Annotated in this window: 6 protein-coding genes and 1 pseudogene; all 7 read left to right on the forward strand. The window is 60.4% G+C overall.

What is annotated here, in order from left to right:
- Positions 1 to 26: 26 nt before the first annotated feature.
- Positions 27 to 1283: pseudogene (locus LRO94_RS02810) on the forward strand (type IV pilus secretin PilQ); the annotation flags it as partial.
- Positions 1284 to 1287: 4 nt separating this feature from the next.
- Positions 1288 to 1806 (forward strand): shikimate kinase AroK, encoded by a 519-nt coding sequence (gene aroK / locus LRO94_RS02815; RefSeq protein ID WP_010213757.1) that lies wholly within the window; start codon positions 1288 to 1290, stop codon positions 1804 to 1806.
- Between the two features lie 125 nt (positions 1807 to 1931).
- Complete coding sequence (gene aroB / locus LRO94_RS02820; RefSeq protein WP_032890269.1) at positions 1932 to 3032, forward strand: 3-dehydroquinate synthase; 1101 nt, start codon at positions 1932 to 1934, stop codon at positions 3030 to 3032.
- 10 nt (positions 3033 to 3042) lie between these two features.
- On the forward strand, positions 3043 to 4605 hold the full coding sequence (locus LRO94_RS02825) for an SPOR domain-containing protein (protein WP_095186123.1): 1563 nt from the start codon (positions 3043 to 3045) through the stop codon (positions 4603 to 4605).
- Between the two features lie 353 nt (positions 4606 to 4958).
- A complete protein-coding gene (gene gltB / locus LRO94_RS02830; RefSeq protein ID WP_179179627.1) occupies positions 4959 to 9404 on the forward strand; it encodes a glutamate synthase large subunit in 4446 nt (1481 codons plus the stop codon).
- Positions 9405 to 9436: 32 nt separating this feature from the next.
- Complete coding sequence (locus LRO94_RS02835; protein ID WP_003187920.1) at positions 9437 to 10855, forward strand: FAD-dependent oxidoreductase; 1419 nt, start codon at positions 9437 to 9439, stop codon at positions 10853 to 10855.
- A gap of 241 nt (positions 10856 to 11096) precedes the next feature.
- On the forward strand, positions 11097 to 12164 hold the full coding sequence (hemE, locus tag LRO94_RS02840; RefSeq protein ID WP_032890274.1) for a uroporphyrinogen decarboxylase: 1068 nt from the start codon (positions 11097 to 11099) through the stop codon (positions 12162 to 12164).
- Positions 12165 to 12285: the final 121 nt, after the last annotated feature.

The raw sequence follows: 12285 nt of genomic DNA on the forward strand, positions 1-12285 counted from the left end.
CGCCTCCCGGGAATGCGGTGTCGGGCGCCTATACAGGTGAAAAGCTGAGCCTCAACTTCCAGGACATTGGTCTGCGCGCCGTATTGCAGCAAATCGCCGATGTGGCCGGCCTCAACTTGGTGGTCAGCGACGATGTGCAGGGCTCTATCACCCTACGCCTCAAGCATGTGCCCTGGGATCAAGCGCTGGATCTTGTGCTGCAAACTAAAGGTTTGGATAAACGGATAAAGGCCGGAGTGCTACTGGTGGCGCCCGCCGAGGAGTTGGCCGCTCGCGAATTGCTCACGCTGGAATCGCGCAAGCAGATGGCCGACCTGGCGCCCCTGCGGCGTGAACTATTGCAGGTCAACTACGCTAAGGCGGCGGACCTGGCCAAGCTGTTCCAGTCGGTGAACGGCTTTGAAGGAACGACGGATGAGCGCGGTTCGGTGGCCGTAGATGACCGCACCAACAACATCATTGCCTACCAGACCGGCGAGCGTTTGGAAGAGCTGCGCCGGATCGTGGCGCAGTTGGATATCCCGGTGCGCCAGGTGATGATCGAGGCGCGGATTGTCGAGGCCAACGTCGACTACGACAAAAGCCTGGGCGCGCGCTGGGGAGGTCGCCTCAATCGAGGGAATTGGGCCGCCGGAGGTATTCAGAAGCCTCAGTCGGACGGTGCCCAAACTCCTGAAAATGCACCCAGCTCGCCGTTCGTAGATCTGGGTTCGCTTACTGGTACCTCCGGCCTGGGCATTGCGTATATCACCGACAACCTGCTGCTCGACCTGGAACTGACCGCCATGGAGAAAACCGGCAATGGAGAAATCGTCTCACAGCCCAAGGTGGTCACCTCCGACAAGGAAACCGCGCGCATTCTGAAGGGCACGGAAATTCCCTACCAGGAATCCACCTCCCAAGGTGCGACGTCGGTGTCGTTCAAGGAGGCCTCCCTTTCATTGGAGGTTACCCCGCAAATCACTCCCGATGACCATGTGATCATGGTGGTCAAAGTCACCAAGGATGAGCCCGACTACCTCAATAAACTCAACGACGTACCGCCGATCAAGAAAAACGAGGTCAACGCCAAGGTGTTGGTCAAGGATGGAGAGACGATCGTCATTGGCGGTGTTTTCTCCAATACCCAAAGCAAAGTGGTAGATAAAGTGCCATTTTTGGGCGATGTGCCGTATCTTGGCCGCCTTTTCCGGCGCGATGTAGTGGCGGATAAAAAATCCGAGCTGCTGGTATTCCTGACTCCGCGTATTATGAATAACCAGGCGATTGCTGTGAGTCGTTGATTCTGTGCGAAATTTGATTCTTGTAGGACCGATGGGGGCTGGAAAAAGCACCATCGGCCGTTTGCTGGCCAAAGAGCTGCGCCTGCCATTCAAAGATTCCGACAAGGAAATTGAATTGCGCACGGGTGCCAATATCCCATGGATCTTCGATAAAGAAGGCGAGCTGGGCTTTCGTGACCGCGAGCAGGCGATGATCGCTGAGCTGTGCGGCTGCGACGGCGTGGTATTGGCCACCGGCGGTGGCGCGGTGATGCGCGATGAAAATCGTCGGGCGCTGCATGCCGGTGGTCGGGTGGTCTATTTGCATGCGTCGGTCGAGCAGCAGGTAGGCCGCACCGCCCGTGATCGTAATCGCCCGTTGCTGCGCACGGCCAACCCGGAAAAAACCTTGCGGGACCTACTCACGCTGCGCGATCCGCTGTATCGGGAAATCGCCGATCTGGTGGTGGAAACCGATGAGCGGCCGCCTCGCATGGTGGTCCTCGACATTCTTGAGCGCCTGCAACGGCTGCCACCCCGTTAAAGCCAGGCCCGAAATGCGCTATTCTCGGCGGCGCGCTATCACCCTGCAGGGTGTGGCGTAGAGCCATCAGGCGACGTCGGGTCTCGACGTTGCCGGTCGTCAACACATCTTCAACGCGGGGACACATGCAGACACTTAAGGTCGATCTAGGCGAGCGCAGCTACCCGATCCATATTGGCGAAGGTCTGTTGGACCAGCCCGAGTTGCTCGCACCGCATATTGCCGGGCGGCAAGTGGCGATCATCTCCAACGAAACGGTCGCGCCGCTGTATCTTGAGCGTCTGAGCCGCAGCCTGGCGGCGTACTCAGTGATTTCCGTGATTTTGCCCGACGGCGAAGCCCACAAGAACTGGGAAACCCTGCAACTGATCTTTGATGGCCTGCTTACCGCGCGCCATGACCGTCGCACCACCGTGATTGCCTTGGGCGGCGGTGTGATCGGCGACATGGCTGGCTTTGCAGCGGCCTGCTACCAGCGTGGCGTGGACTTTATTCAGGTGCCGACCACCCTGCTGTCCCAGGTCGATTCGTCGGTGGGCGGCAAGACAGGTATCAACCATCCGCTTGGCAAGAACATGGTCGGCGCGTTTTATCAGCCCCAAGCCGTGCTGATCGATACCGCGACCCTCAACACCCTGCCACCACGCGAGCTTTCGGCGGGCCTGGCGGAAGTCATCAAGTACGGGCTGATTTGCGACGAGCCGTTCCTGACCTGGCTAGAAGATCATGTGGACGCCTTGCGCGGCCTCGACCAGGTGGCGCTCACCGAAGCGATTTCCCGCTCCTGTGCCGCGAAGGCGCTGGTGGTGAATGCCGACGAACGGGAATCCGGTGTACGGGCCACTTTGAACCTCGGCCACACCTTCGGCCATGCGATCGAAACGCACATGGGCTATGGTGTGTGGTTGCACGGGGAGGCTGTAGCGGCTGGCACGGTGATGGCACTTGAGATGTCGCAACGCCTGGGTTGGATCAGCGCCCAGGAGCGTGATCGCGGTATCCGCCTGTTCCAGCGCGCCGGTTTGCCGGTCATTCCGCCTGAGGAGATGACCGAGGCCGACTTTCTCGAACACATGGCGATAGATAAGAAAGTGATCGACGGTCGACTACGACTGGTGCTGCTGCGCCGCATGGGCGAAGCGTTAGTGACCGACGATTATCCGAAAGAGATTTTACAGGCCACGCTGGGAGCGGATTACCGCGCCCTGGCCCAGCTTAAAGGTTAATAAGATCCCGATGACTAGTTTGCATGCCGACGAGGCGTTCCTCGGCCATTACCAGTTAAGCCACGACCCTTTTGCTCCACGGGTGCCTGGTTTCAAATTTTTCCCGGCCCAGCGCAAGCCGGTGCTCGGGCAGTTGCACCACTTGGCGCGCTACAGCCAGCTACTGCTGGTCGTGACCGGTCCGTTGGGCAGCGGCAAGACCTTGCTGCGCCAGGCCCTGGTTGCCAGCACCAACAAACAATCGGTACAGAGCGTGGTGGTGTCTGCCCGTGGTGCCGGTGATGCGGCCGGCGTGCTGCGCCAGGTTGCCCAGGCCCTGGACGTATCCACTGCTGAGCCGAGCGCGATTCTCAAACAAATCGTGCAACTTGGCCTGACCGGCCAGGAAGTCTACCTGCTGGTGGATGACGCCGAGCAGCTCGACGAATCCGCACTGGAAGCGCTGTTGGCGCTGGCGGCGGGTACGCCGGAAGGTCGTCCCCATGTGTTCCTGTTCGGTGAGTCGTCGCTGATCGCCGATCTGGAGCAGATCAGCGGTGATCAGGAGCTGTTCCACGTCATCGAACTGCAGCCGTACGAAGAGGAAGAAACCCGTGAATACCTGGCTCAACGCCTCGAAGGCGCCGGGGCCGGTATCGAACTTTTCACGGCAAATCAGATCTCTGATATTCACGAAAGCTCCGACGGCTGGCCTGGCACCATCAACCAGGTTGCCCGCGATGCAATGATCGAAGCCATGATTGCCAGCCGCTCTGCGGTCAAGCGTCCAAAGATGGGGTTCACTATGCCTAAGAAGCACGTACTGGCGATTTCTGCCGTTGTCGTGGTCGCTGTTGCCGCCGCCTGGTTGATCCCAGGTCGCAACAAGGCGCCGACCACCGCCAGCGCGCCAACCGAACAGGCGCAGTTGCCACTGGGTAAACCCACGCCGAATGTCGAGTTCGCCAATTCCGGCCAACCGACCAACCTGCCAATGGTTGGTCAGCCTGTGATGCGCGGCCCACTCGCCGAAGAAGCCGGTGGCATCTCCGAAGGCGACGACGGCGTGCCAGTAGAGGGCTCCAGCGCTACACCGCCGACCGTGACTACCACCGCGCCACCTGCGGGCGTGCCAGCGGGTCAGCCGGCCGCCAAGCCAGCCGCAGTGCCGACGCCAGCGCCAACTATCGCGACTGCCAAGCCTGCACCTGTCACCAAGCCCGTAGCGCCTGCTCCAGCAGCCAAGCCCGCGCCGGTGACCAAGCCTGCGGAAAAACCTGCCACTGTCGCCAAAGCAGGCGCCGCCGGCAGCAGCTGGTACGCCAGCCAGCCGACCGGTAACTTCGTGGTGCAGATCCTCGGCACCAGCTCCGAAGCCAACGCTCAGGCCTTCGTGAAAGAGCAGGGCGGCGAGTACCGTTATTTCAAGAAAGTGCTCAACGGCAAGCCTCTTTACGTGATCACCTACGGCAACTTCTCCAGCCGTGCAGCAGCTGATTCTGCGATCAAATCCTTGCCAGCGAAGGTTCAGGCTGGTAAACCTTGGCCTCGCACTGTTGCCAGCGTTCAACAAGAACTGGCAGCAACTCGCTGAAGATCCGGCGGCTTTACCCAAGCCGCCCTCCCGGCACCTCAAAAAAATCCTCAAGTGCGTGCAGCTTCCCAGAAGCCGCGCGCTTTGTGGTGTCTGCGTCACAGTAGCTTTTGAGTCGTAGCGGTCAGAATTAAAAAAGTTTTGACTAGCACAGCATATCGCTTTAAACCTTTCATAAATGCGACATAGATTTGCGACATTTCGTCGCTAAATTTGTGAGCGTCTGTGTCGGTGTGTACAATGACCTCCCTTTTGCCCCCGCTAAGCCGGCGTACGTTCGGCGTGGAAGGTAACCGGTTGAATTGAAAAGAAATTTGCCTCGGTATAAGAGGCAGCCTGGTGAGAAAGTGTCTATGAAAGCAGGTCTGTACCAACCCGATGAATTCAAGGATAACTGCGGTTTCGGCCTGATAGCCCATATGCAGGGCGAGCCCAGTCATACCCTTTTGCAAACGGCCATCGAGGCCCTGACCTGCATGACCCACCGCGGTGGGATCAACGCCGACGGCAAGACCGGTGACGGTTGTGGCTTGCTGATTCAAAAGCCCGACCAATTCCTGCGCGCGGTCGCCAAAGAGCATTTCGCTGTCGACCTGCCCAAGCAGTACGCCGTGGGCATGGTGTTTTTCAACCAGGACCCGGACAAAGCCGAAGCCGCTCGCGAGAACATGAACCGCGAGATCGTCGCTGCCGGCCTGCAACTGGTCGGCTGGCGCAAAGTGCCAATCGACACCAGCGTGCTCGGCCGCCTGGCCCTGGAGCGCCTGCCGCAGATCGAACAAGTGTTCATCGCCGGTGACGGCCTGAGCGACCAGGACATGGCAATCAAGCTGTTCACGTCCCGTCGTCGCTCGTCCGTGGCCAACGCCGCCGATGCCGACCACTACATCTGCAGCTTTTCCCACAAGACCATCATCTATAAAGGCCTGATGATGCCGGCGGACTTGACCGCCTTCTATCCAGACCTGAGCGATGAGCGCCTGCAAACCGCGATCTGCGTGTTCCACCAGCGCTTCTCCACCAACACCCTGCCGAAATGGCCGCTGGCCCAGCCATTCCGCTTCCTCGCCCATAACGGCGAGATCAACACCATCACCGGCAACCGCAACTGGGCCGTGGCCCGTCGCACCAAGTTCGCCAACGATCTGATGGACCTGGAAGAGCTCGGCCCGCTGGTTAACCGCGTCGGTTCCGACTCCTCCAGCATGGACAACATGCTCGAACTGATGGTCACCGGCGGCATCGACCTGTTCCGCGGCGTGCGCATGATCATTCCGCCTGCGTGGCAGAACGTCGAGACCATGGACCCGGACCTGCGTGCATTCTACGAGTACAACTCGATGCACATGGAGCCGTGGGACGGCCCGGCTGGCGTGGTTATGACCGACGGCCGCTATGCGGTGTGCCTGCTCGACCGTAACGGTCTGCGCCCGGCGCGTTGGGTCACCACCACCAACGGTTTCATCACCCTCGCGTCGGAAATCGGCGTGTGGAACTACAAGCCTGAAGACGTCATCGCCAAAGGTCGCGTAGGCCCTGGCCAGATCCTCGCCGTGGACACCGAAACCGGGCAGATCCTCGACACCGACGCCATCGACAACCGCTTGAAGTCCCGTCACCCGTACAAGCAATGGCTGCGCAAGAACGCCCTGCGCATCCAGGCGACCATGGAAGACAACGACCACGGTTCGGCTTTCTATGACGTTGACCAGCTCAAGCAGTACATGAAGATGTACCAGGTCACGTTCGAGGAGCGCGACCAAGTGCTGCGTCCGCTCGGCGAGCAAGGTTACGAGGCCGTCGGCTCCATGGGCGATGACACGCCGATGGCTGTACTGTCCCAGCGCGTGCGCACGCCGTACGACTATTTCCGCCAGCAGTTCGCCCAGGTGACCAACCCACCGATTGACCCGCTGCGCGAAGCCATCGTGATGTCCCTGGAAGTGTGCCTCGGTGCCGAGCGCAACATCTTCCAGGAATCGCCTGAGCACGCTTCCCGCGTGATCCTCAGCTCGCCGGTTATTTCCCCGGCCAAGTGGCGTTCGTTGATGACCCTGGAGCGTCCAGGTTTCGACCGCCAGATCATCGACCTGAACTACGACGAGAGCCTCGGCCTTGAAGCCGCTGTGCGCAACGTCGCCGACCAGGCCGAAGAAGCTGTGCGCGCCGGTCGTACCCAGATCGTGCTGACCGACCGCCATATTGCCCCAGGCAAGCTGCCGATCCACGCTTCGCTCGCCACCGGCGCGGTGCACCACCGCCTGACCGAAAAAGGCCTGCGTTGCGACTCCAACATCCTTGTCGAAACCGCCACCGCCCGCGACCCGCATCATTTCGCGGTGTTGATCGGCTTCGGCGCCTCGGCGGTGTACCCGTTCCTCGCGTACGAAGTGCTGGGCGACCTGATCCGTACCGGTGAAGTGCTGGGCGACCTCTATGAGGTGTTCAAGAACTACCGTAAAGGCATCACCAAAGGCCTGTTGAAGATCCTGTCCAAGATGGGCATCTCCACCGTCACGTCTTATCGCGGTGCTCAATTGTTCGAAGCCATCGGCCTGTCCGAAGAAGTCTGCGACCTGAGCTTCCGTGGTGTGCCGAGCCGTATCAAAGGCGCGCGTTTCGTCGACATCGAAGCCGAACAGAAAGCCCTGGCCGCCGAAGCCTGGAGCGCGCGCAAGCCGATCCAGCAAGGCGGCCTGCTCAAGTTCGTGCACGGTGGCGAATACCACGCGTACAACCCGGACGTGGTGAGCACTCTGCAAGCCGCCGTGCAGCAGGGCGACTACGCCAAGTTCAAGGAATACACCTCGCTGGTGGATAACCGCCCGGTGTCCATGATCCGCGACCTGTTCAAGGTGAAGACCTTGGACACGCCGATGAACATCAGCGAAGTTGAGCCGCTGGAATCGATCCTCAAGCGCTTCGACTCCGCCGGTATTTCCCTCGGCGCTCTGTCGCCTGAGGCTCACGAAGCACTGGCCGAAGCCATGAACCGCCTGGGCGCGCGTTCCAACTCCGGTGAAGGCGGTGAAGACCCGGCGCGCTACGGCACCATCAAGAGCTCGAAAATCAAGCAGGTTGCCACTGGCCGTTTCGGCGTGACCCCGGAATACCTGGTCAATGCCGAAGTGCTGCAGATCAAGGTTGCCCAGGGCGCCAAGCCCGGTGAAGGCGGCCAGCTGCCAGGCGGCAAGGTCAACGGTCTGATCGCCAAGCTGCGTTATGCAGTGCCTGGCGTGACCCTGATTTCGCCACCGCCGCACCACGACATCTACTCGATTGAAGACTTGTCGCAGCTGATTTTCGACCTGAAACAAGTCAATCCGCAGGCGCTGGTCTCGGTGAAACTGGTAGCGGAAGCGGGCGTGGGCACCATTGCCGCCGGTGTGGCCAAGGCCTATGCCGACCTGATCACCATCTCCGGCTACGACGGCGGTACCGGTGCATCCCCGCTGACCTCCATCAAGTACGCCGGCGCACCTTGGGAACTCGGCCTGGCCGAAACTCACCAGACCCTGCGCGGCAACGACCTGCGCGGCAAGGTCCGTGTGCAGACTGACGGCGGCCTGAAAACCGGCCTCGACGTGATCAAGGCCGCGATCCTCGGCGCCGAGAGTTTCGGTTTCGGCACCGCGCCGATGATCGCCCTGGGCTGCAAATACCTGCGCATCTGCCACCTGAACAACTGCGCCACCGGCGTCGCCACTCAGAACGAGAAGCTGCGCAAGGATCACTACATCGGCACCGTCGACATGGTGGTGAACTTCTTCACCTACGTCGCCGAAGAAACCCGTGAGTGGCTGGCCAAGCTGGGCGTGCGTTCGTTGGAAGAGCTGATCGGTCGCACCGATCTGCTGGACATCCTCGAAGGCCAGACCGCCAAGCAACAGCACCTGGACCTGACGCCGTTGTTGGGGAGCGATCACATCCCGGCAGACAAGCCACAATTTTGCCAGGTGGATCGCAACCCGCCGTTCGACAAAGGCCTGTTGGCCGAGAAGATGGTCGAAATGGCCGGTTCCTCGATCAATGACGCCAGTGGTGGCGAATTCGCCCTGGATATCTGCAACTGCGACCGTTCCATCGGCGCACGCATCTCCGGTGAAATCGCGCGCAAGCATGGCAACCAAGGGATGGCGAAAGCGCCAATCACCTTCCGCTTCAAGGGTACTGCTGGCCAGAGCTTTGGCGTGTGGAACGCCGGCGGCCTGCACATGTACCTGGAAGGCGACGCAAACGACTACGTGGGCAAGGGCATGACCGGCGGCAAGCTGGTGATCGTTCCGCCTAAAGGCAGCGTTTACAAGAGCCAGGAGAGTGCCATCATCGGTAACACCTGCCTGTACGGCGCTACCGGTGGCAAGCTGTTCGCCGCGGGTACTGCCGGTGAGCGTTTCGCCGTGCGTAACTCCGGTGCCCACACCGTGGTGGAAGGCACTGGCGATCACTGCTGCGAGTACATGACCGGGGGCTTTGTCGCGGTACTGGGCAAGACCGGTTACAACTTCGGTTCGGGCATGACCGGCGGTTTCGCCTACGTGCTCGACCAGGACAACACCTTCGTCGACAAGGTCAACCACGAGTTGGTCGAGATCCAGCGGATCAGCGGCGAAGCCATGGAATCCTACCGGAACCACTTGCAGCACGTGCTGGACGAGTACGTCGAGGAGACCGGCAGCGAATGGGGTCGTAACCTCGCCGAAAACCTCGATGATTACCTGCGTCGTTTCTGGCTGGTCAAGCCCAAGGCTGCCAACCTGAAATCGTTGCTTTCCAGCATCCGTGCCAACCCGCAGTGATATGCGCCTGAAGAGTTTGATGAGGTTTTAACATGGCTGAACGTCTGAATAACGACTTCCAGTTCATCGATGTCGGGCGCAAAGATCCGAAGAAGAAACTGTTGCGTCAACGCAAGAAAGAGTTCGTGGAAATCTACGAGCCCTTCAAACCCCAGCACTCGGCCGATCAGGCCCATCGCTGTCTGGGTTGCGGTAACCCGTATTGCGAATGGAAGTGCCCGGTGCACAACTTCATTCCCAACTGGCTGAAATTGGTGGCCGAGGGCAACATCCTCGCCGCCGCCGAGCTGTCGCACCAGACCAACACCCTGCCGGAAGTCTGCGGCCGGGTGTGCCCGCAGGACCGTCTGTGTGAGGGTGCCTGCACCCTGAACGACGGCTTCGGCGCGGTGACCATCGGTTCGGTGGAGAAGTACATCACCGACACCGCCTTCGCCATGGGCTGGCGCCCGGACATGTCCAAGGTCAAGCCGACCGGCAAGCGCGTGGCGATCATCGGTGCGGGCCCGGCGGGCCTTGGCTGTGCCGACGTGCTCGTGCGTGGCGGCGTGACCCCGGTGGTGTTCGACAAGAACCCGGAAATCGGTGGCCTGCTGACCTTCGGTATCCCCGAGTTCAAGCTGGAAAAAACCGTACTAAGCCACCGTCGTGAAGTGTTCACCGGCATGGGTATCGAGTTCCGCCTCAATACCGAAATCGGCAAAGACATCACCATGGAGCAGCTGCTCGCCGAATACGATGCCGTGTTCATGGGCATGGGTACTTACACCTACATGAAGGGCGGCTTTGCCGGTGAGGACCTGCCTGGCGTGTATGACGCGCTCGACTTCCTGATCGCAAACGTCAACCGCAACCTGGGCTTTGAAAAGTCGCCGGAAGATTTCGTCGACATGAAAGGCAAGAAGGTCGTGGTACTCGGCGGTGGCGACACCGCGATGGACTGCAACCGTACCTCGATTCGTCAGGGCGCCAAGTCGGTGACCTGTGCGTATCGCCGTGACGAAGCCAACATGCCGGGTTCGCGCAAAGAGGTGAAGAACGCCAAGGAAGAAGGCGTGAAATTCCTCTATAACCGTCAGCCGATTGCGATCGTCGGTGAAGACCGTGTCGAAGGTGTGAAGGTGGTCGAGACCCGTCTCGGCGAACCGGACGCCCGTGGCCGTCGCAGCCCCGAGCCGATCCCGGGTTCCGAAGAGATCATCCCGGCCGACGCCGTGGTCATCGCCTTCGGTTTCCGCCCAAGCCCGGCGCCGTGGTTCGAGCAGTTCGAGATCCAGACCGACAGCCAGGGCCGTGTGGTAGCCCCGGAACAAGGCCAGTACAAGCACCAGACCAGCAACCCGAAAATCTTTGCCGGTGGCGACATGGTGCGCGGGTCTGACCTGGTGGTGACCGCGATCTTCGAAGGCCGCAATGCCGCCGAAGGCATCCTGGACTACCTGCAAGTCTGACCCTGATCCCAGGTTGAAATGGGATCAAAATGTGGGAGGGGGCCTGCCCCCGATAGCGGTGGTTCAGTGACAGATACTGAGACTGACACACCGCTATCGGGTGCAAGCCCCCTCCCACATTGGTTTTGCAGCGCTTCCATGTCCGCGACAAATTGACCCGATAGACAAAAGGCACCGCTCTTGCCGTGCCTTTTGCGTCGCGCTCTGAGAAAATGCCCGCACTTTTTTTGCGGATGCCGACATGACTGCCCTCAAGAACGACCGTTTCCTTCGTGCCCTGCTCAAGCAACCCGTGGACGTCACTCCCGTGTGGATGATGCGTCAAGCCGGTCGCTACCTGCCGGAATACCGCGCCAGTCGCGCCCACGCCGGCGATTTCATGAGCCTGTGCATGAACCCGGAGTTCGCCTGCGAAGTCACCCTGCAGCCGCTGGACCGCTACCCTCAACTGGACGCGGCCATCCTCTTTTCCGACATCCTCACCATCCCTGATGCAATGGGCCAAGGCCTGTACTTCGAGACCGGCGAAGGCCCGCGTTTCAAGAAAGTCGTCAGCACCCTGGCCGATATCGAAGCCTTGCCGATCCCTGATCCGCACAAAGACCTCGGCTACGTGATGGACGCCGTCAGCACCATCCGCCGCGAGCTGAACGGCCGTGTGCCACTGATCGGCTTCTCGGGCAGCCCTTGGACCCTGGCCACCTACATGGTCGAAGGCGGCTCGTCGAAAGACTTCCGCAAGACCAAGGCGATGCTCTACGACAACCCTCAAGCCATGCACCTGCTGCTGGACAAGCTGGCCCAGTCGGTCACGTCCTACCTCAACGGCCAGATCATGGCCGGTGCGCAAGCGGTACAGATTTTCGATACCTGGGGCGGCAACCTGTCGGCGGCGGCGTACCAGGAATTCTCCCTGGCCTACATGCGCAAGATCGTCAGCGGCCTGATCCGTGAGCACGAGGGCCGCAAAGTGCCGGTCATCATGTTCACCAAGGGCGGTGGCCTGTGGCTGGAAAGCATCGCCGACGCCGGCGCTGATGCGTTAGGCCTGGACTGGACGTGCGACCTCGGTGAAGCCCGCCAGCGCGTGGGCAACCGCGTCGCGCTGCAAGGCAACATGGACCCGACCGTGCTGTACGCCAAGCCGGAAGCGATCCGCGCCGAAGTCGGCCGCATCCTGGCCAGCTATGGCAAGGGTACCGGGCACGTGTTTAACCTGGGTCATGGCATTACGCCGGAAGTGAACCCGGAACACGCTGGCGCTTTCCTGCAAGCGGTGCATGAGTTGTCCGCGCAATATCACGTGTAGTTTCCCTGTTTTACTTCATCACCTTCTTCCAATTAAGAGGGTGATGTTGTCGCTAACAACCTGAATGAACTGTGGATGGCTAGGCGGATTTTTTTATCGCTTGGCCATAGTGCGTTTAAAT

Origin of the sequence: Pseudomonas sivasensis, assembly GCF_021391435.1 — a bacterium.
Lineage (GTDB): Bacteria > Pseudomonadota > Gammaproteobacteria > Pseudomonadales > Pseudomonadaceae > Aquipseudomonas > Aquipseudomonas sivasensis.